Genomic DNA, 19,712 nt, shown 5'->3' with positions numbered 1-19,712 from the left:
GTGTGGCCTGTACCGTTCCGTAGCTGGTCGCCTGCACGAGGAGTGCCGTCGCGGCAACGCCGCCGACACCCCTGTTGGAGATAGCAATGCATAAGACTCTTGCCAAGACCCTGCTTGCCGCTGCCGCACTTGCCGCCGGGCTCAGCCAGACCGCCCACGCCGGTGCCTATGCCGATGGGCTGATCGTCGCCGCGCCGGGACACAGCGACCAGCGCGACGCCTTTACCGATGGCGCGCACAGTCCGCCCACCGAGGCCGCCATGCTGCCCGTGGTCGCGTATCAGGGCAGGTCCGTGTGCGCGGTCCGTGGCTTTGATCCGTACCTGGACGGCATGCGCAAGCCTGACCCTTACACCGATGGCGCCCGCATCAGCTCGCGCGATGGCTTCACCGACGGCGCGCGCAGCGATGCGCGCGACAGCGGGGAATGCTTGTCCTGAGCAGGGCAGGGCAACGGGGCGGTTGGTCTGGGCCTGCTCCGTTGTCCAGGCGCGGGAATATGCGCCATGACTTGGGCATGCCCCGATATGACGCAACCCTGCGGTCAGGCAACCGAGTCCCGATCGACAGGGGTGTAGTCAAATCGCATTGCAATCGCAATGGCCTGTGACAGAACCCGCGTCGATTCGATCGTGGCGATCATGCGTCGTTGATTCTCCGTTTGGCAATAGCGGATCTGCAAAGCAGCAAACCACCTCGGTGAGGAGTCTCCGCGGTGGAATCATCGCGGATGACCCCACCTGCAAGCTGGGACATGACGCAAGCGGTTGCGAGGCATGGCTTCGCCATTCGTACTCTTGCAAGGCCATCACCTGGCGCTTACGAACAACTTGCCAGAGCGTCACCGCTAGTCGATCAGCTTGCCCTGCGCGTCAAAGAACGGATGCGCTGCCCCATAGTCCCCGATCGCTGCCGCATGCGTCACGAGTCCGTGTGCCGGATGCCACCAGTGCAGCAGGTAGCCGGGCGGCTCCATGCGAAAGCACGAGGGCGCCTGCGGGTCCAGGTCCAGCGCCACCTGGTGCGCCGGCCCGGGCGCGGTGATCGCGACCGTGCCACCGAAGCGGCGCGTGATGTGCCGATGCAGATGGCCGCACAGCACGCGTTCCACTTGCGGGTGGCGGCGCACGATGGCTTCGAGCGCGTCGGCGTTGGCCAGGCCCTGCTCGTCCATGTGGCCGATGCCGGTAAAGAACGGCGGATGGTGCAGCAACAGCAGGGTGGGGCGGGCCGGGTCGGCAGACAGTGCGGCTTCCAGCCATGGCAGCGCGCCGGGATCGACGCGCCCGCCGGGCTGGCCCGGCACGGTGCAGTCGAAGGCCACCAGCCGCAGCGGTCCCGAGTCGATGCTGTAGTGCACCGGGTCTTCGCCGCTGCCGGTGGCGAACAGGTAGTCGTGATCGGCAAAGACGCGGCGTAGCGCGCCGCGGCTGTCGTGATTCCCCGGCAGCAACCGCACGGGCATGGATAGCCGCTGCAGGATCTGGCGCAGGAACTGGTATTCGCTTTCGGCGCCGAAGTCGACCAGGTCGCCGGTGACAATCACTGCGTCGGGCTGTTGCGGGGCTGCCAGCAGGGTGTCGATGCAGCGGTGCAGTGCACCGGCGGTGTCAACCAGCCGGTACGACAGCTTGCCGCCGGCCTTGATGTGGAGGTCGGTGATGTGGGCGACCAGGTAGGGGGCGGTGTTCATGCTGCCAGGGCTTCGGGAAGTGTGATGAGGTGGCCGGTGTCGATGCGCAGGCCGACGCGGTCTCCGGCGTGCCAGTTGTCGCGGCGCGTGGTGTCGACGATGAGCGGCGCGGCGGCGCCGACTTCCACCAGCAGGCGGGTGCAGTTGCCCAGGAACAGGGCCGTGACCACGCTACCGTGCAGATGGGCGTCGTCCGTGTGCACCAGCGCCACGTCTTCGGGGCGGAACATCAGGTCGGCGCGCTGCGCCGGCGCGGATTCGTGCGTCCGGGGCACGACGCCGCCAGGCACGCGCCAGGCGCCGTTCTCGGCAGCGGCGGACAGGCGGTTCATGGTGCCGATGAAATCCGCCACGAAGGCATTGGCCGGCGCGCGGTAGATATCCTGCGGCGTGCCCGTCTGGGCGATGCGGCCCTTGTCCATAACGATGATGCGGTCGCCCAGCGCCATGGCCTCGGCCTGGTCATGCGTGACATAGACGGCGGTGATGCCCAGGTTGCGCAGCAACTGGTTGATGTCGGCGCGCAGGGCGTCGCGCAGCTTGGCGTCGAGCGCGGTCAGCGGCTCGTCCAGCAGTAGCACGCGCGGCTGCACGGCAATGGCGCGTGCGAGCGCCACGCGCTGGCGCTGGCCGCCCGAGAGCTGGTCCACGCGGCGGTCGGCGAAGGGTTCGAGATGCATCATCGCGAGCATGTCGGCAACCCGCGTGCGGCGCGTGGCGGCGTCCACGCGCCGCACGCGCAGCCCGTAGCCGATGTTCTCGGAGACGGTCATATTGGGGAACAGCGCGTAGCTCTGGAACACCATGCCCACGCCGCGCTGCTCGATCGGCAGCGCGGTCACGCAGGTATCGCCGAACCAGACTTCGCCGCCTGCATCGGGATACTCCAGCCCGGCGATGATGCGCAGCGTGGTGGTCTTGCCGCAGCCGGACGGGCCTAGCAGTACCACGGTTTCCGCGGCGCCGATGTCGAGATCCAGCGGCTGCAGCGCCAGCGTGCCGTCGGCAAACGTCTTGCCGCAATCGCGCAGCCTGATGGTGGTGGGTTCATGCATGACGGGTCTCGGTATGAGGGTTGGCCGGCGTGGCGGCAACAGCAGAGGCGGGCACCGCTTCGGGAACATACTTGCGGGAACGCGCGCCCAGCGCGCTGAGCGCCTGCATCAGCACCAGCAGCGGAATGATCATGACGAAGAAGACGATGGTGTAGGCCGAGCCGATCTCCAGCCGCATCGAGGCATAGCTGTCGGCCAGGCCCACCGGCAACGTCTGGGTGGTGGGCGTGTGCAGCATCCAGGTGAGGTTGAATTCGCCCACCGACAGCGTGACCACCATGAGCGCGCCGGCCAGGATGCCCTGGCGGCAATTGGGCAGCACCACGGTAAAGAAGCGCTGCAGGCGGCTCGCGCCAAGGCTGGCCGCTGCGTCCTCCAGCGTGCGGATATCGATGGCGGAAAGGATGGCCAGCACCGAACGCACCATAAAGGGCAGGGTGAACAGCACATGGCCGATCAGGATAAACAGCCAGCTCGTGCGCAGCGCCTGCCAGGTGCCGTAGAGCAGGATCAGGCCAAGCGCGGTCGCGAGGCCCGGAACGGCCACCGGCAGCATCAGCAGTTCCTCGATCAGCCGGGTGATGCGGTTGCGCCGCAGCGCCATGTAGTACGCGGCCGGCACGCCCAGCACCAGCGTGCAGGCAAGGCAGGCCAGCGCGATCAGCAGCGACAGGAAGATGGTATTGCGATAGAGCGACCAGACTTCCGCGAGCCAGCGCGTGGTCAGGCCGCTTTCCAGGCCGATGAAGATATTGTTGGTCAGGCCAGCCAGCACGGAGAGCACGACCGGCACGGTCATGAAGGCGCAGACCGCCAGTGTGAGCGCCAGTTGCAGCCAGTAGCCGGGGCGGCGATGGGTTGGGGTCATGGGATGGCTCCTAGGCGGTCGCGGCCACGGCGTCGCCGGAAAACCAGCGCGCGAGCGCCAGCAAGGCCCAGGTGACGGTGCCCAACAGGATGGACAGCGCAGCGGCCATGCCGAAGTTGGCGTAGTTGGTGAACTCGTTGTAAATGGTGAGCGGCAGCACGTCGAGTTGCGTGGCCAGCGTGAAGGCGGTACCGAACGCGCCCATGCTGGTGGCAAAGCAGATCGCGCCACTGGAGATCATGGCCGGCATCATCGCGGGCAGCATCACGTCGCGCACCACGCGCCAGGGCCCGGCGCCCAGCGAGCGGGCAGCTTCTTCCAGCGAGGCGTCGAGCTTCTCCACTGCCGCCATCACGGTCAGGATCACGCGCGGGATCGAAAAGTACAGGTAGCCGACGAACAGCCCGGCCAGGCCGTAGGCAAAGGTCCAGCGCTCGCCGGCGAGCTTGTCGCCGACCATGGCCAGCAGGCCGTTGCGGCCGCCGAGCATGATGACCATGAAGCCGATCACCACGCCGGGAAACGCCAGCGGAAAGGTCAGCATGGCCACCAGCACGGACTTGCCAGGCACCGCGTTGCGCTGCAGGAAGGTGCCGGCAATGCCGGCAATCACCAGCGTGACCAGTGTCACGGCTGCCGACAGCAGCACGGTGACCATCAGGCTGTGCAGGTAGCGCGGACTGGAGACCACGGTCCAGTACACGCCCGCGCCTTGCTCGCCGTTGATGCTGACCGCCACGAGCCGCGCCATCGGCAGGCAGAAGAAGGCCAGGAAGACCACCAGTGCCGGCAAGGCAAACAGGAAGAGGGAGGGGGATCGGTTTGTCATGGCAGTGACGGGGTGATGGGCGGTGGGCGATGGCTTGGGTGAGCCGCCCGGCTGTCTCCCCGCTTGCAGGAAGACAGCCATCAGACGGGAGACACCATCGCCAGTCGTCAGCGCGCTTGTCAGCGCACCTTTCAGCGCACCTGTCAGCGCACCTCCTTCAGATACTGCTCGCTGAACGCCTTTTGCACGTCGGCCATCTTGCCGAAGTCCACCGCCTTGGCCCGTGCGTATTCGGTGGCCGGCAGGAAACGCGCCTGTACTTCCTTAGGCACCACGCCGGCGCGCACCGGGCGCAGGTAGGCGTTGGCCCACAGCGCCTGGCCGGCGTCGGACAGCACGTAGTCGAGCACCTTGCGGCCTTCGGCCTCATGCGGCGCCTTGTTGACCAGGCTCATCACGTAGGGAACCACCACCGAGCCCTCTTTGGGGATCACGAAGGCAACGTTGGCGTGGTCCTTGTAGCGGGCGCGATAGGCGTTGAAGTCGTAATCGAGCAGGATAGGGATTTCACCGGACAGCACGCGCGCATAAGCGGTCTGCTTGGGCACGATCGGCTGGTTCTTCTGCAGGTCCTTGAAATACTTGAAGGCCGGGCCGAAGTTGTCGAGCGTGCCGCCCATGGCCTGGTTGACGGCCACTGCGCCCACGTAGCCGACGAAGGCGCTGGCGGGGTCGAGATAGCCGACCAGGCCCTTGTACTCGGGCTTGAGCAGGTCGGCCCATGACTGCGGCACCGGCTTGCCGCGCAGCGCGTCGACATTGACCATGAAGCCCAGCGTGCCGGAATGGATGGCGAACCAGTTGCCCTGCGGGTCCTTCAGGCCGTCGGGAATGTCGTTCCAGTGGGCGGGCTTGTAGGCGGCGGTGACGCCGTCCTTCTTGGCCTGGATGCCGAAGGTCACGCCGTAGTAGACCACATCGGCCACCGGGCTGGCCTTCTCGGCGACCAGCTGCGCCAGCGACTGGCCGGAGTTCTTGTTGTCCAGCGGCACGGCAACGCCGGTCTTTTCCTTGATGGCGCGGATCTGTGCCGCCCAGTCGGCCCATTCGGGCGGGCAGTTGTAGCAGATCGCGGTCTGGGCGGCCACGCCCTGGCTGAACGCGGCGGCGCTTAGCGCCAGGGCAATCCAGCGCAGCGGGCGGCGCCAGGAAGGAATAGGTTGCATGAGAGGCTCCTTGGTTGAGGACAGGGGTGGGGGATGCAACATGCGCACGCGGTTACGCGCGGTTACATTGATGGCGGAGCGGCCACGGTGCCGTTGACGCGCAGTGCGTGCGGCAGCAGCGTGACGCGCGGCGGCGCCGCCGAGGCTCGTCCGCCATCGTGCAGCCAGGCAAGCAGCCGGCCGACGGCGCTGGCGCCGATCTCCGAATTGGGTTGCACGACGGTGGCCAGCGGCGGTTCGACCACGCTGCCCAGCGCGATACCGTCATAGCCCAGTACGGAGATGTCGCGCGGCACGCTCAGGCCGAGGCGCCTGAGGTCGGAGATCACGCCGATGGCCAGCAGGTCATTGGTGCAGAAAAAGGCGGTGGGCGCATCGTTTGCCCGGACCAGCGCGCGGATCTGTTCGGCATTGCTGGCGGTGTGCGATGGCAGGCAGACTGGCGCGGCGGGCCTTAGCCCGTGCGCGCGCATGGCGTCCTGATAGCCGGCAAAGCGCTGGCGCGCGCGGTCCGAGGCGACGAAGGCGCCCGATACCACGGCGATGCGGCGGTGCCCGGCGGCAATCAGGGCCTCCACGCCGGCGCAGGCGCTGCGCCGGTTGTCCACCGATACCGAATGACGCCGGCTGCGCGGTCCGGCCTGGTTGTACGCCAGCACGTATGGCACGCCCTCGCCGTCGAGTTGATCCAGCACCGTGCTGTGCGCCGCGTCGGCCACGGTCAGCACCATGCCGTCCACGCGATGGCGCAGCAGGTACTCCACACGCTCGCATTCGCGAGCCGGATCGTAGCCGCTGGTGACCAGCATCAGCGAATAGCCGCCCGCCAGCGCCGCTTCCTCGATGCCGTGCCAGCATTCGGCGAACACCGCGTTTTCCAGCGTTGGCACCATCACACCGATCATGCGGGTCTGCTGGGCGCGCAGCTTGCTGCCGAGCAGGTTGGGGCGAAAGCTGAGCCGGCGCGCCGCCTCGCGCACGCGCTGCGCCGTGCTGTCGCGCACCAGGTGCGGGCTGCTGAACACGCGCGATGCGGTGGCGAGCGACACCCGCGCGGCTTGCGCCACGTCGATCAGGGTGGCGCCACCTGTCGTGTCGGGCCTGCCCCCCGCTGGATCTTTGCGATTCACGCTTAGAGCTCCGGATGAAAACGTTTTCATTGAAGGTGGAAAAAACGGGGCGTCAAGACATTCCGTCGCTGCACTGCCGCAGAAGGCGGCTGGCGGACGGGCGCCTGCACCCTGCCTGGATGGCATTTTGTTTGGCGTGGATGACAGGGGGATGACATCCGGGTGCAAAGGCCGGATGCCGGCCGCGTAGGAAAACGCCGCCTACGGAGTGCGCACCGCAGGTCGCGTGTCGCGTACCGTGGTCGGGGCGGGGTACACGTCGTCGCTGGGCGCAATCGGCTGACGCGGCGGTGGCGGTGTCGCCGCGGTATCCCGGGGGACTCCCTCGCATCCCGCCAGGGCCGCGGCCAGAAGGGCGATGAGGGAGCACTCAGCCAAGCCGCAACGGAAGGCGTGACCGGTGCGGGGGAAGAGCGTGCGGTGCTGCATAAGCGGACCCCAGGTAGCAATCCTGCCTCTAGCTTATGCTACTGGCGCACAACAGAGCTCTCCTGGAATGTGTGGTTCAAGCCTGACATCCCCGTATCCACCCGACAGCTGTATATTCTGGGCCGCGACGCATAAAGGCACGTGCCTGACTCACAAGCCTTGCTTCGTGGAAAGAGCTGCCGCCTGTGTATGCACTTCCTTATGCCGGCTCCTGTTGGCCCCTGACTGTTTTGCGCAGCATTTTCATAAGCCAATGCCTGCTGGCTAAGACATGAAGCCATGTGCCTGCAAACTCGCAACAAGCCGGGGCAGTGTGTAACGAATCTATATGTAGTGGTGCATATGCCACATTTGAGCGGATGCAAGCAGGTAGAATCGCGCCTTCCGTGCCAATCGCAACATTCCTATAACAATGAGCCCCCGTCCGTCGCGCCTGCCGTGCATTGACGCCCTGAAAGCGGTCAGCTCCCAGTTGATCGTGCTCCATCACCTGGCCTTCTATGGCCCGATGTCCGATACCGCGTATCGGCTGGCCCCGGGGCTGGTGGACTGGCTCTACGACTACGCTCGCATCGCCGTGCAGGTCTTTCTGGTGGTCAGCGGTTTCCTCGCCGCGCGCAGCCTGGCGCCGCATGGCCAGCTGGAAATCAGCCAGCATCCGCTGCTGGTGCTGTGGCGGCGCTACCAGAAGCTGGTGGTGCCCTTTGCTGCGGCGCTGCTGCTCAGCATTGCCGGGGCCGCCCTGGCGCGCCAATGGATGGTGCATGATTCGATCCCTGCGCCGCCCGGCCTGCTGCAGTTCCTTGCGCACGTGACGCTGCTGCATAACGTGCTCGATGTCGACGCGCTCTCGGCCGGGGTCTGGTACGTGGCCATCGACCTGCAGCTGTTTGCGCTGCTGCTGGGTGCGCTGTGGGCCGCGCGCGCCGTGGCGCGCGGGAAAGCGCCGGCGGGTGCCGGGGTCAGCATTGGCATTGTGGTGCTGGTGGCGGTGGCATCGCTGTTCTGGTTCAACCGCGATGCCGCGTGGGATATCTGGGCGCTGTACTTCTTCGGCGCCTATGGCATGGGGGCGCTGGCCTACTGGGCGTCCAACCCGGGTCGCCCGGTGTTGCCGCTGCTGGTCCTCGGCGCGGTAACGTTGGCGGCGCTGGCCTTCGATTTCCGGCTGCGCATCGCGGTGGCGCTGGCGACTGCGCTGCTGCTGGCGGTGGCGCGCCGCGGCGGCTGGCTGGAGCGCTGGCCGCGGGCGCGCGTGATCGGCTTCTTCGGGCGCATTTCCTATTCGGTGTTCCTGGTTCACTTTCCGGTCTGCCTGCTGGTCAACGCGCTGGTGTCGAACCTGGCGCCGGGCCAGCCGGTGCTGAACGCGCTCGGCATGGTTGCCGCATGGGCGCTCAGCAATGTGGCCGGCGCGTTGTTCTATCGCTACATCGAAAGCGCCCGGCCGTTGGCGGCGCTGCGTGCGCTGCTGGGCAACGGCCGCGACCGCGCCAGCCGGCAAAGCGTGTAACGTTTGCAGGCATGGCCGTGCAGCGGTGGTACGGCTTCTCCCGGACGGCGCCGTGCCAGCATGGCCGTGCGCGCTTCTTGTTGGTGCTTGTGCACCCGTCATGCCACGTCGCCTGCACGCCATGCGTGCATGCCGCCCGCGCAAACTTGCGTTCGGCGCCACACACATCGGAGCAACACTCGCGTAAATGGCATTGGGCGATGGCACAAAGGTTGCCTAGTATGGAATCGTAAACCTGACCATTTGGTCAGGATTCCATCGGGAACCGAGGGTGCCATGTCCGACCATATCGTCCTGACCTCGCACGCACGCCGCGACAAGCCGGCCGAGCCTATCCACTGGGGCGCCCCCACGGCGGCCGAGCGCGGGCCGGTCATCGCCAGCCTGGCGAATCCGGCGCAGCGCAATGTGATCGGCACTCACGCAGGTGCCTACGCCATCTACCGGGCCCTGGCGGTTGCCGCGGGCGCATTGCAGCGCGACCATCGCACCGACCTGACCGATACCGCGCCGGCGGAGGCGATCGGCCCGCATCCGCAGTGGGGCGACCCGGAGAAGATAGTTTCGCTGGATCCGTGGGGCCACCTGGTGTCCACCGTGTTTGCCGACCGCATCGCGGCCGGCGTGGATATCCGCCCGACCATCGCCGTCACCCGCGCGCATATCAACATGCCGGAGCTGATGTCGGCCATCGCGGCCGGCCGGCTCAAGCCCGACGGCGACATCCTCCATGCCAATGGCGATGTGCGCGTGACCAAGGCTGCGGTCGATCCGGTCTGGTATCTGCCCGGGCTGGCGGCCCGTTTCGGCATCAAGGAAAGCGTGCTGCGCCGCAGCCTGTTCGAGCAGACCGGCGGCATGTTCCCGGAACTGGTGACGCGGCCGGACCTGAAGGTGTTCCTGCCGCCCATCGGCGGCATGACGCTGTATTTCTTCGGCGACGTGAGCCAGCTGGGCAAGCCTGAAACCCGCGTGGCCTGCCGCGTGCACGATGAATGCAACGGATCGGATGTGTTCGGGTCAGACATCTGTACCTGCCGGCCGTATCTGGCACATGGCATCGAGGTGTGCATCGAGATGGCGCAGCAGGGCGGTGTCGGGCTGGTGGTCTACAACCGCAAGGAGGGCCGCGCGCTGGGCGAGGTGACCAAGTTCCTGGTCTACAACGCCCGCAAGCGGCAGGTAGGCGGCGACCGTGCCGAGACTTACTTTGCCCGCACCGAATGCGTGGCAGGCGTGCAGGACATGCGTTTCCAGGAGCTGATGCCGGATGTGTTCCACTGGCTGGGCATCCGCCGCATCGACCGCTGGGCGTCGATGAGCAACATGAAGCATGGCGCGCTGGTGGCGCAGGGCATCGAGGTGGTCGAGCAGGTGGCCATCCCCGAGACCCTGATTCCCGCCGACGCCCGTGTCGAGATCGATGCCAAGGTGGCCGCGGGCTACTTTACGCACTACACGCCGCCGGATGCGAACGAACTGGCCCTGGCAAAGGGCAGGGGGTTGAACGAATGACGATGTTTCCCGAGGATGGCAAGCCCGGCATGGACCGCCAGGGCACAGGTAACGAGATGCGGCCGGGTGCCGGCTGGCTGAGCCCGGTGCCGGAAGGGCATCCCGCTTCGGCGCTGCTGTGTGCCGAGGCGGTGCGCACGCATTGCGCGGCGGTCACCGAGAACGTGGCCAGCGGCGCGTCCGAACTTTTCACCTGGCATCCGGACCGCGTGCATGCCATTGCCGACTATGTCGCCAGCACCATCCGCCAGCGCTATCCTGACCTGCAGGTGCCGTACCACAGCCGCTGGCGCCATTTTGAAAGCGCCGGCGTCGACCAGCGCGCGGACCGGTGGCAGGTGCTGTGCGAGCGTGCCGCGCTGAGCGGGCCCGAGCACCGCGAGGAGCGCGCCCGCATCGGCATCGACCTGGTGATTCCAAGCGTATTGCTCGATGCCGGCGCCGGCCCTGACTGGCGTTACCGCGATCCGGCCAGCGACCTGGTGCTGACGCGCTCGGAAGGGCTGGGCGTGGCCAGTTTCGACCTGTTCGCGCGCGGCGGCTTCTCGGCCGCGCCGGGCGATCCGCTGCGCGCCGACGCCGAGCGGCTGCAGCGCATCGATGCCGACAGCATCGCCCACGCCTTCCAGGTCGCGCAGCACAACCCGCTGGTGGGGCTGGAAGGCCGCGCCGGCCTGCTGCGCCGCCTCGGAGAGGTGATGGAGGCGACCCCGGCGCTGTTCGGCCGGCCGGCACGGCTGGGCAACCTGTACGACTACCTGAAGGCGCATGCGGTCAACGGGCACCTCGACGCCGGCTTCCTGCTGCGCACGCTGCTGGTCGGCCTGGGGCCGGTATGGCCGGGGCGGATCATTGTCGAAGGCGTGTCGCTGGGCGACTGCTGGCGGCATCCGGCCGCGCCGGGCGGGCTGGTGCCGTTCCACAAGCTCACGCAATGGCTGACCTATTCGCTGCTGGAGCCGCTGGAGGACGCCGGCCTGACCGTGACCGGGCTGGACGCGCTGACGGGCCTGCCCGAATACCGCAACGGCGGCCTGCTCTACGACTTCGAGCTGATGGTGCCGCGCGACCCCGGCTTTGCCGCCGTGCCGCATGCGGTGGATGAGCCCGTGATCGTCGAATGGCGCGCGCTGACCGTGACCGGCCTGGACCTGGTGGCCGACGGCGTGCGCCAGGCGCTTGGCTTGCAGGAAGAAAATTTCCCGCTGGCGCGCGTGCTCGAAGGCGGCACCTGGGCGGCGGGGCGCCGCATTGCCGCCAAGCGGCGCCCGGGTGGCGCGCCGCCGTTCGCCATCATCAGCGACGGCACGGTGTTCTGAGCAAGGTCGGCCGCCAGGCGGCCGACCTTGCCGGCAGGCATTGCGTGTGAAACCTGGCATCTGGAGCGTCACCATGAACGACATGTCCGCTGTTCCCGCTGTTGAACCACTCGATGCCGATCCTGCCGGCCTGGCCGGGGTGCTGGTCGTCGACCACCCGCTGGTGCAGCACAAGGTCACCCTGGTGCGCAGTGAGGACACCACCACCGACAACTTCCGCCGGCTGGTGCGTGAAATCAGCCAGTTGCTGACCTACGAAGCCACGCGCGACCTGGCCATGGAGACGGTCGCCATCCGCACGCCGATCGCGCCGATGCAGTCGCGGGTGCTGTCGGGCAAGAAGCTGTGCCTGGTGTCGATCCTGCGCGCGGGCAACGGCTTTATCGACGGCATGCTGGAGCTGCTGCCGGCGGCGCGCGTCGGGCATATCGGCCTGTACCGCGACCCCGAGACGCTGGAGCCGATCGAGTACTACTTCAAGATGCCGGAAGACATCCAGGAGCGCATGGTGATCGTGGTGGACCCGATGCTGGCCACCGGCAACTCGGCCATTGCCGCGCTGAACCGCCTGAAAGAGGCCGGCGTCACCACCATGAAGTACGTGTGCCTGATCGCCTCGCGGCCGGGGCTGCGCGCGCTGCGCGCGGCGCACCCTGAGGTCGGCATCGTCACCGCGGCCATCGACGAAACGCTCAACGAGCACGGCTATATCGTGCCCGGGCTGGGCGACGCCGGCGACCGCCTCTACGGCACGCGCTGATGGACACGCAGGCCAGCGCCGCGGCGCGGCGCCCGCTGCCCGCGTGCGATGCGCCGGGCGGGCGCATCCGGCAGGAGAACCAGGCCATGATCCTGCGCGCGGCCGAGCATGTCTTTGCGCGCGCGGGCTTTGCCGGCGCCACCATGGCCGAGATCGCGGTGCGCGCCGGCGTGCCCAAGTCCAACCTGCATTACTACTTCCGCACCAAGCAGGCGCTGTACCGCGCCGTGCTGGCGCATACGCTGCAGCTGTGGCTGTCGGAGACCGACATCATCCGCGCCGAGCTGCCGCCGCAGGTGGCGCTGGAACAATACATCCGCGCCAAGATGCGGCTGTCGGCCAGTCATCCGGATGCATCGCGCGTATTTGCCAACGAACTGCTGCACGGCGCGCATGAGATCGGCGAGGTCCTGCGGCAGGTGCTGCGCGAACTGGTGTCGCGCAAGGCCGCGGTGGTGCAGCAGTGGATCGACCGCGGCCAGATGGCGCCGGTCGACCCCCAGCACCTGTTCTTCACGATCTGGGCGGCCACGCAGACCTATGCGGATTTCGAGTCGCAGGTATGCGCGGTGCTCGGCGTCAGCCAGCTGGAGCAGCGGGACTATGCGCAGGCCACCGAGCACCTGGTGGCGCTGCTGCTGCGCGGCTGCGGACTCGACCCCGAGCCCGCGGCGCCCGACCGGCGCGCATGACGCCGTGGCGCCGGAGCCGGCGCCGTGAGAACATCGCCGTATCGCCGTGCCTCCTGCCTGAGAGACCTCCATGCTCGACCTGATCCTGCGGCACTGCAACCTGCCCGACGGGCGCACCGACATCGATATCGGCATTGCCGCGGGCCGCATCGCCGCGGTTGAGCCGGCACTGGCCGCGCACGCCGCCGACGAGATCGATGCGGCCGGCCACCTGGTGACGCCGCCGTTCGTCGATGCGCACTTCCACATGGACGCCACACTGTCGTACGGGCTGCCGCGCGTGAACCAGTCGGGCACGCTGCTCGAAGGCATTGCGCTGTGGGGCGAGCTCAAGCCGATGCTGACGCAGGAGGCGCTGGTCGAGCGCGCGCTGGCCTACTGCGACTGGGCGGTGGCGCGCGGGCTGCTGGCGATCCGCTCGCATGTGGACGTGTGCGATCCGCGGCTGCTCGCGGTGGAGGCGCTGCTGCACGTGCGCGAGCGCGTGCGCCCCTACCTGGACCTGCAGCTGGTGGCGTTCCCGCAGGACGGCGTGCTGCGCGCGCCCGGCGCGCTGGACAACCTGAAGCGCGCGCTGGACATGGGCGTCGACGTGGTCGGCGGCATCCCGCATTTCGAGCGCACCATGGCGCAGGGCGCCGAATCTGTGCGGCTGCTGTGCGAGCTGGCGGCGGACCGCGGCCTGCGCGTCGACATGCATTGCGACGAGAGCGACGACCCGCTGTCGCGCCATATCGAGACGCTGGCCAGCGAGACCGTGCGGCTCGGCCTGCAGGGCAGGGTGGCGGGCTCGCACCTGACCTCGATGCATTCAATGGACAACTATTACGTGTCCAAGCTGATCCCGCTGATGCGCGAGGCCGGCGTGGCGGCAATCGCCAATCCGCTGATCAACATCACGCTGCAGGGGCGGCACGATACCTATCCGCGGCGCCGCGGCATGACGCGGGTGCCGGAGTTGCTGGCGGCCGGCGTGCCGGTGGCGTTCGGCCACGATTGTGTGATGGATCCGTGGTACAGCCTGGGCTCCGGCGACATGCTGGAAGTGGCGCACATGGGGCTGCATGTCGCGCAGATGACCGGGCAGGAAGCCATGCGCGCGTGCTTCGCCGCCGTGACCGCCATGCCCGCGCAGATCCTCGGGCTGGATGGCTACGGCGTGGCGCCTGGCTGCCGCGCCGACCTGGTGCTGCTGCAGGCGCGCGACCCGGTGGAGGCGATCCGCCTGCGCGCCACGCGGCTGCGGGTGCTGCGTGCCGGCAAGACCATCGCCAGCATGCCTCTGGCGATGGCTGCGCTGGACCTGCCTGGCCGGCCGGCGCAGGTGGATTTCCTGCGGCGCGGCGGCGGGCAATAAGGATCACAAATTTTTTGTGTCAGGGTGTTGACAGTCCCTGACGCGCTCGGCATAATTTCGTTCTTCGCATCGCGGCAGCAATGCAGCGAAACGAAGCCCAGATGGCGGAATTGGTAGACGCACTAGGTTCAGGTCCTAGCGGTGGCAACACTGTGGAGGTTCGAGTCCTCTTCTGGGCACCAATATTTAGAAAGGCTCGCGCAAGCGAGCCTTTCTTCGTTTTAGCCCGGCGTGAGTGACCGGGTCACCGCCATTCGATACCGAGGCGGCGGTGCCGGATATGTGGAAGAAGCCCGCAGCGATGCGGGTTTTTTTCGTCCATCGTTTCCGTGCTGGTGCCGGGGCCTGCCTGCTTCAGCCGGCTGCCACCCCTTCCTCGCGCTGTGCCTCGCGCACGCAGTTGCGCCCTTCGGCCTTGGCGCGGTACATGGCAGCGTCGGCCGCGCCGAACAGCCGCTGCCAGTGACGCTCGCCGCCGCGCCCGATGGCCACGCCGAAGCTGGCGGTGACGCACAGCTGGGTGCTGCCCGACAGGTAGACCGGGCGGGACGCGATTTCCGCGCGCAGGGTTTCGGCCAGCGCGGCGGCCTCGCCCGGCCTGCCGTGCGGCAGCAGCAGCGCGAACTCCTCGCCGCCGAAGCGTGCCAGCACGCCTTCGGGCGGCACCAGCGCGCGCATCATCGCAGCGATGTCGCGCAGCACCTGGTCGCCGGCGGCATGGCCATGGCGGTCGTTGATCTGCTTGAAGCGGTCCACGTCGATCAGCACCAGGCTGGCGCTGTCGTGTGCCGCGTACTGCGCGGCCACCAGCTCCAGCGCGCGCCGGTTCAGCAGCCCGGTCAGGCTGTCGGTGCGCGCCTGGTGTTCCAGTTGTTCGGTCAGCGAGGCGCGCTCGCGCAGCTTGCGGCGCAGGATCTCGATGGCATCGAACAGGCGCCGCATCTCCGCCGCGGGCCTGGCGGACGCCGCTGGCGCAGCGTAGTGCGGGTGTTCGCGCGCCTCGGCCAGGCCGATCACTTCGTCGCCGGCGCGCAGCAGCGGCAGGATCACCGAGCGCTGCATGAACACCAGCACGTAGCCCAGCACGGCAAGGATCAGCGCCGACGTGCCGCACGCTGCCGTCAGTTCGCGCAGCGCTTGTGCGCGCGCTGCGGTGAAATGCGCGACCACCTCGTCCAGGAATACCCTGCGCAACCGCTCCAGCGGCTCCAGCGTGCGCACGTAGCGGTTGGTCAGCTCCGTCGGCGTCATCGAGTAATTGCCCGAGACGCGGCCCTGCGCAACCAGGCTGTCGATCATCGACAGGCCCTGGCCGAAGAACTGGTGGCCGGCGTCGGCGTATGCCTGCTCCAGCGCGGGCACGGCGCCGAACATGTTGTACGCCGGCCCCGCCAGCTGCCATAGCTCCAGCAGCCGGCCGCGCGAGCGCGTGGCGTCCACCAGGCTCTGCACTGGCATCGGCTGGCGCGCCGCCACAGGCGCCATGATCTGCGAGGCGATGCGCCCGCCATACTCGCGCAGGTCGCCCAGCATCCTGCCGGTCAGCGCCGGCGCCGCCAGGCCGTCGTCGCAGGCGGACAGTTCGCGCACCTGCCAGGCGATGACCGGCTGCAGCGCGTCCACGACCTCGAACATGCTTTCGATGGCATGGCGGATCTCGTCCATGTCACGGTCCTGGCGCGGCCGCCCGGCGAGTTCGTCGATCTCGGCCCGCGCCCGCGCCAGGCGTTCGCGCACGCGCTCGACCATCAGCGGCGGCAGGTGGTGGTTGTGCAGGCCGAAGGGTGCCGGCGGCGGCGCGGCCAGGCGCGCCAGCGCGGCGTCGCTGCGGGCGCGGAACGCTTGCAGGCGCTCACGCGCGGAGGTGTTGGGCGAGGGTGGATCTCCCAGCACGCTGTTGGCCGGTCCACGTTCCGCGGACAGCACGTTGGCGGCCTCGAGCAGCTCGCGGTATGCCGAGATGTCGTACAGGTTCTGCCGCGCCGAGGTGAAGTCGCCATACGAGCGGGCCATCACCAGCGCGGCGAGCACCAGGGTGCAGAGCCCGCCGACCGCCGTGGCGATCGCCAGCTTGCGCTTCAGGCTGCGGCTGCGTCCGGCCGGCGGTGCCATGCCCCCGGGTTCGGACTCACGCCGGCGCGCACGTTGCCACAAGGCCATAAGGTTTGCTCCCGGCGGCAGCTTGCCGGGCGATGTCTGCAAGATTTGTCATTACCGCCATTATTGACGAAAAGGCGCAGCGGCCAGGCCGAATTTGCTCACTGACAGGGTCGTACGGGGCGCGCGCGGCCGAACATTCCCGGCTAACGCTGGCAGGGCATTTGACCTATGCTCGAACTCATCGGGCAGGCACATATAACGTCCGAAGGTGGTTGCCATGACTACGGTCTTGTCATCGAGAGAAAGGGAGGCGGGGACTTGCCCCGGGTGGCACGCATGTGCCGCGCATCACGGCATGGTCCTGCATCACCTGCAGTACAGCGTCATCCTGGCCATGCTGATGTGTGCACTGGCCCATGCAGATGACGCCGTTCCGGAAAGCCAGGGCGTCTCCGGCTGGGACCAGCCGCTGCAGGCGCAAGCCGGGCAGCCCGCCATGGCTGACGTGCCCGATCTGCTGGTTGCCGACACCGCTGCTCCTGCCTGGTCCGCCACGCCCGCCGAGCCCGTCACCGTCGAGTATGCCGCGCCGTCGCAGTCATCCCCATCCGCGTTAACGCTTGCCATGGGCCCCGGGCCCGATGACGATGCGCCCGGCCTTGCCGCGGTCGACCGTGAAACCGCCGCCATGGCCGAACGCCCGCGCCGGGTGTCGCTGCACCTGGATGACATCACCAGCGCAGGCGGTTTTGCCGACAGTCGCATGCGCACCATGGCGCTGGCGGTCGATGCCGTGGTGCCGCGCGCAGGCGGGCTGACCATCCAGCCGCGCTTGCAGCTGGCCTACCAGCCTGGCATGTCTCCCGTCTCCGGCATGCCGATGCAAGCCATGCCCGGCGATGCCAGCGCCGCCGGTATCGGCGTGCGCCTGTACGGCGCGCAGCCGACGCGGCTGGCCGGCATTTATCCCTTTGTCGAGGCTGACTGGTGGCAGGACAGCCGCAAACAGGTCATCAACATCAACGGCACCAAGATCGATGCCGACCTGCTGCGCGGGCTGTTCTCCTTCAACATCGGCGCGCATGGCAATACATCGACCGGCATGAAGCTGTGGTTCAAGGTGAGGGCGGGGCGCAACCCGGGCGGAACGGTCGGGGCGCGCTATCGGTGGTAGTGGTGGTAGTGGGGAGGGTGGCGCCAAATGCGAGCGCCGCAATGAAAAAAGGGCTTCCGTTTCCGGAAGCCCTTTTTCTTTCTGCATAGGTGGCGCGGCTGGCAGGATTCGAACCCACGACCCCTTGGTTCGTAGCCAAGTACTCTATCCAACTGAGCTACAGCCGCACACGAGAGGCGCCATTGTAGCGCAATTTCTGGTTTGCGCAAGCCCCCCGCCAAAAATCTTCAACTGGCCCCGATGCCCGCGCCGGTGCTACGCCGTGGCGTTCGACCAGATGCCGTCCGCTTCCTGCGCCTTGCCGTCATCGCGCAGCTTGAGCAGGTGCGCCAGCAGCGATCGCTGCGCAACCGGATGCATGCGCGGCGGCACATCGTCGTAGACGCGCAGCAGCAACTCGCCGATCGGTGCCGGGCCCAGTTCGCGCAGTGCGGCAACGACCTTGGCCTCGCGCTGCAGCCGGTGCCGGACCAGGATGCGGATGGCGTCCTGCGGGCGCGCGATCAGGAAGCCATGGCCCGGCGCCAGCCAGTCGAGGTCTTCATCCTGCAGTGCTGCGAGCGAGTCCAGGTAGGCGCGCATGTCGCCATCGGGCGGGCCGATGACGACGGTCGAGCCCTGCATCACGTGGTCGCCGGTAAAGAGTGTCTGTTCTTCTTCCAGCAGGTAGCAGAGGTGGTTCGAGGCGTGGCCCGGCGTGTGGCACACGCGCAGGGTGCAGTCCTCGGTGATGGCAAGGCGCTCGCCGTGGTTCAGTTCGCGCTGTGGCTCGAAGCTGAGGTCCTGCCACTGGCCGGCAGGCGCGGCACGCCCGAGCACCGTGGCGCCGGTGGCGGCCTGCAGCGCGGCGGCAGCGGGCGAATGGTCCAGGTGGGTATGCGTGGCGAGGATCCAGCGGATCGGGCCGGGTGCGGCAGCAAGGATGGCGCGCACATGCTCGCCATCGTCCGGGCCCGGATCGATCACGGCCCATTCATTGCGCGCGCCGCCGCCTATCAGGTAGGTGTTGGTGCCCGGGCCCGTCATCACGCTGCCGTTGTTGGCGGTCACGCGCCAGACGCGCTCGGACAGTCGTACCGGCACGCCCGGTACCAGCTCATAACGGCCGTGCGTGTTGCCGTCGGGATCGATGCGGCCGATCTCGGCGTAGCACGGCTCGTTCGGCATCACCGGGCGCACGCCGGCCGCGCCGGTGGCCAGCCGCGGCATGATGCAGGCAATGCCGCGCAGCTGCGAGTAATAAGCGAAGCAGGCCGCGGCGCTTTCAAACTGCGCGATCGAGCTCAGCGTGCGGCGCGTGACGTGCATCAGCGGCAGGCCGCTGGCGGGATCGGCGGCCTCGCCGGGGCGAATCCAGCGGTGCTCCACGATCTCGGTGCCGTCGGGCACGGCCACCTGGCCTTCGGGGGCGATGGCGACAAAGAAGCGGGTATCGAAACGCTTGGGCAGGCCGGGGGGCGTCAGCCAGTAGCTGTGATAGGCGAGCCGGTCGGCCGCCAGGCGCAGGCCCAGTTGCTCGCAAGCGTGGGCCAGGCCGGGGCCGCCGCGCTGCACTGCCTCGCGCAGCAGCGCCTGGCCGGCGGCGTCGAGCTGGTGCGGCGAATGCGGGCGCCCGTCGCGGTCACAGGCAAACAGCAGGCCGGCCTCTTCATAGCATTCTCGCAAGGCGGCCAGGTAGAAGTCCAGGCCGCTGGCCGGCATGCCCAGGCGTTCGCTGGCAAGGGCGTCGTCCAGGCCGTGGGCATGCGCGTGCAGGGCCTTGTCCTGCGCGTCGAGCGTGCCGCCCGGGAAAACGTAGGCGCCGCTGCTGCGGTCGTTGGCGCGTTCGACGCGGCGTACCAGCAGCACTTCCATGCCGGCCGGCGCATCGCGCACGACGAGCAGGCTGGCGGCGGTGCGCAGCAGGGGAGCAGGGGTGGCAGGGCGGTTGCCGCTTGTCTCTGTGGTTGTCATTGTGTCGGCATCGTGGTTGTGCTGGCGGCACGCACCTGGCCGGAACCCGGGGCGCTGCCGCGTGCCATAGTTTAGCCGCGTTCAAGGATTCGCTATCGGCGGGGCATTGCCGGGCTGCCCGGGCGCGCCGGCTTTGGCTTTTCCGGCCAGAGGCAGTAA

Annotated in this window: 16 protein-coding genes and 2 tRNA genes; 9 read left to right on the top strand and 9 right to left on the bottom strand. The window is 68.0% G+C overall.

Annotation, left to right across the window (positions count from 1 at the left end):
* Positions 1–86: 86 nt before the first annotated feature.
* On the top strand, positions 87–440 hold the full coding sequence (locus C265_RS12705) for a hypothetical protein (protein WP_010814589.1): 354 nt from the start codon (positions 87–89) through the stop codon (positions 438–440).
* Positions 441–847: 407 nt separating this feature from the next.
* Here C265_RS12705 and C265_RS12700 read toward each other — a convergent pair whose 3' ends face one another.
* The 6 genes from C265_RS12700 to C265_RS12675 form a co-directional block, all read right to left on the bottom strand.
* Positions 848–1,693 carry a phosphodiesterase gene (locus tag C265_RS12700; protein ID WP_010814588.1) on the bottom strand — a complete coding sequence of 282 codons (846 nt, stop codon included), beginning with the start codon at positions 1,691–1,693 and terminating at the stop codon, positions 848–850.
* Positions 1,690–2,748 carry an ABC transporter ATP-binding protein gene (locus tag C265_RS12695; protein WP_010814587.1) on the bottom strand — a complete coding sequence of 353 codons (1,059 nt, stop codon included), beginning with the start codon at positions 2,746–2,748 and terminating at the stop codon, positions 1,690–1,692. Before C265_RS12695 ends, C265_RS12700 begins: the two co-directional genes overlap by 4 nt.
* Entirely contained in the window at positions 2,741–3,616 is an 876-nt protein-coding gene (locus C265_RS12690; RefSeq protein ID WP_010814586.1) for an ABC transporter permease, read from the bottom strand. The genes C265_RS12695 and C265_RS12690 overlap by 8 nt, the downstream gene beginning before the upstream one ends.
* A gap of 10 nt (positions 3,617–3,626) precedes the next feature.
* The gene (locus C265_RS12685) at positions 3,627–4,445 is read right to left on the bottom strand and encodes an ABC transporter permease (RefSeq protein ID WP_037024235.1); all 819 of its coding nucleotides are present in this window, start codon (positions 4,443–4,445) and stop codon (positions 3,627–3,629) included.
* A 143-nt stretch (positions 4,446–4,588) separates the two neighbouring features.
* Positions 4,589–5,611, bottom strand: coding sequence for an ABC transporter substrate-binding protein (locus C265_RS12680; protein WP_010814584.1), 1,023 nt, complete (start codon positions 5,609–5,611; stop codon positions 4,589–4,591).
* 62 nt (positions 5,612–5,673) lie between these two features.
* The gene (locus C265_RS12675) at positions 5,674–6,771 is read right to left on the bottom strand and encodes a substrate-binding domain-containing protein (protein WP_081050156.1); all 1,098 of its coding nucleotides are present in this window, start codon (positions 6,769–6,771) and stop codon (positions 5,674–5,676) included.
* Between the two features lie 811 nt (positions 6,772–7,582).
* On the opposite strand from C265_RS12675, the gene C265_RS12670 reads away from it, so the two are divergent.
* The 7 genes from C265_RS12670 (at position 7,583) to C265_RS12640 (ending at position 14,508) form a co-directional block, all read left to right on the top strand.
* Entirely contained in the window at positions 7,583–8,683 is a 1,101-nt protein-coding gene (locus tag C265_RS12670) for an acyltransferase (protein WP_011617328.1), read from the top strand.
* 276 nt (positions 8,684–8,959) lie between these two features.
* Positions 8,960–10,198: a GTP cyclohydrolase II gene (locus tag C265_RS12665; protein WP_010814581.1), complete on the top strand. Its 1,239-nt coding sequence runs from the start codon at positions 8,960–8,962 to the stop codon at positions 10,196–10,198.
* Positions 10,195–11,517, top strand: coding sequence for a URC4/urg3 family protein (locus tag C265_RS12660; protein WP_010814580.1), 1,323 nt, complete (start codon positions 10,195–10,197; stop codon positions 11,515–11,517). The genes C265_RS12665 and C265_RS12660 overlap by 4 nt, the downstream gene beginning before the upstream one ends.
* 73 nt (positions 11,518–11,590) lie before the next feature.
* Positions 11,591–12,277 (top strand): uracil phosphoribosyltransferase, encoded by a 687-nt coding sequence (gene upp, locus C265_RS12655; protein WP_010814579.1) that lies wholly within the window; start codon positions 11,591–11,593, stop codon positions 12,275–12,277.
* Entirely contained in the window at positions 12,277–12,969 is a 693-nt protein-coding gene (locus C265_RS12650; RefSeq protein WP_010814578.1) for a TetR/AcrR family transcriptional regulator, read from the top strand. Before upp ends, C265_RS12650 begins: the two co-directional genes overlap by 1 nt.
* 70 nt (positions 12,970–13,039) lie before the next feature.
* The gene (locus C265_RS12645) at positions 13,040–14,326 is read left to right on the top strand and encodes an amidohydrolase family protein (protein WP_010814577.1); all 1,287 of its coding nucleotides are present in this window, start codon (positions 13,040–13,042) and stop codon (positions 14,324–14,326) included.
* A 95-nt stretch (positions 14,327–14,421) separates the two neighbouring features.
* Positions 14,422–14,508: transfer RNA gene (locus C265_RS12640), tRNA-Leu, on the top strand.
* Between the two features lie 172 nt (positions 14,509–14,680).
* Here the strand turns inward: C265_RS12640 and C265_RS12635 are convergent.
* On the bottom strand, positions 14,681–16,486 hold the full coding sequence (locus tag C265_RS12635) for a GGDEF domain-containing protein (protein ID WP_037024232.1): 1,806 nt from the start codon (positions 16,484–16,486) through the stop codon (positions 14,681–14,683).
* 217 nt (positions 16,487–16,703) lie between these two features.
* On the opposite strand from C265_RS12635, the gene C265_RS12630 reads away from it, so the two are divergent.
* On the top strand, positions 16,704–17,600 hold the full coding sequence (locus C265_RS12630) for a hydrolase (protein ID WP_037024230.1): 897 nt from the start codon (positions 16,704–16,706) through the stop codon (positions 17,598–17,600).
* A gap of 90 nt (positions 17,601–17,690) precedes the next feature.
* Here C265_RS12630 and C265_RS12625 read toward each other — a convergent pair.
* Positions 17,691–17,767, bottom strand: a tRNA-Arg gene (locus tag C265_RS12625).
* Positions 17,768–17,855: 88 nt separating this feature from the next.
* Positions 17,856–19,553 carry an MBL fold metallo-hydrolase gene (locus C265_RS12620; protein ID WP_010814574.1) on the bottom strand — a complete coding sequence of 566 codons (1,698 nt, stop codon included), beginning with the start codon at positions 19,551–19,553 and terminating at the stop codon, positions 17,856–17,858.
* Positions 19,554–19,712: the final 159 nt, after the last annotated feature.

Source organism: Cupriavidus sp. GA3-3, from assembly GCF_000389805.1.
GTDB classification, from domain to species: domain Bacteria; phylum Pseudomonadota; class Gammaproteobacteria; order Burkholderiales; family Burkholderiaceae; genus Cupriavidus; species Cupriavidus necator_D.
Note: the sequence above shows the minus strand (reverse complement) of the source record. Positions and strands in the feature narration are given on the sequence as shown.

Bases quoted from the DNA above. Each gene is read 5' to 3' on its own strand.
- C265_RS12705 (WP_010814589.1), top strand. From the start codon at position 87: ATGCATAAGACTCTTGCCAAGACCCTGCTTGCCGCTGCCGCACTTGCC.
- C265_RS12700 (WP_010814588.1), bottom strand. From the start codon at position 1,693: ATGAACACCGCCCCCTACCTGGTCGCCCACATCACCGACCTCCACATC.
- C265_RS12695 (WP_010814587.1), bottom strand. From the start codon at position 2,748: ATGCATGAACCCACCACCATCAGGCTGCGCGATTGCGGCAAGACGTTT.
- C265_RS12690 (WP_010814586.1), bottom strand. From the start codon at position 3,616: ATGACCCCAACCCATCGCCGCCCCGGCTACTGGCTGCAACTGGCGCTC.
- C265_RS12685 (WP_037024235.1), bottom strand. From the start codon at position 4,445: ATGACAAACCGATCCCCCTCCCTCTTCCTGTTTGCCTTGCCGGCACTG.
- C265_RS12680 (WP_010814584.1), bottom strand. From the start codon at position 5,611: ATGCAACCTATTCCTTCCTGGCGCCGCCCGCTGCGCTGGATTGCCCTG.
- C265_RS12675 (WP_081050156.1), bottom strand. From the start codon at position 6,771: ATGAAAACGTTTTCATCCGGAGCTCTAAGCGTGAATCGCAAAGATCCA.
- C265_RS12670 (WP_011617328.1), top strand. From the start codon at position 7,583: ATGAGCCCCCGTCCGTCGCGCCTGCCGTGCATTGACGCCCTGAAAGCG.
- C265_RS12665 (WP_010814581.1), top strand. From the start codon at position 8,960: ATGTCCGACCATATCGTCCTGACCTCGCACGCACGCCGCGACAAGCCG.
- C265_RS12660 (WP_010814580.1), top strand. From the start codon at position 10,195: ATGACGATGTTTCCCGAGGATGGCAAGCCCGGCATGGACCGCCAGGGC.
- upp (WP_010814579.1), top strand. From the start codon at position 11,591: ATGAACGACATGTCCGCTGTTCCCGCTGTTGAACCACTCGATGCCGAT.
- C265_RS12650 (WP_010814578.1), top strand. From the start codon at position 12,277: ATGGACACGCAGGCCAGCGCCGCGGCGCGGCGCCCGCTGCCCGCGTGC.
- C265_RS12645 (WP_010814577.1), top strand. From the start codon at position 13,040: ATGCTCGACCTGATCCTGCGGCACTGCAACCTGCCCGACGGGCGCACC.
- C265_RS12635 (WP_037024232.1), bottom strand. From the start codon at position 16,486: ATGGCCTTGTGGCAACGTGCGCGCCGGCGTGAGTCCGAACCCGGGGGC.
- C265_RS12630 (WP_037024230.1), top strand. From the start codon at position 16,704: ATGACTACGGTCTTGTCATCGAGAGAAAGGGAGGCGGGGACTTGCCCC.
- C265_RS12620 (WP_010814574.1), bottom strand. From the start codon at position 19,553: ATGACAACCACAGAGACAAGCGGCAACCGCCCTGCCACCCCTGCTCCC.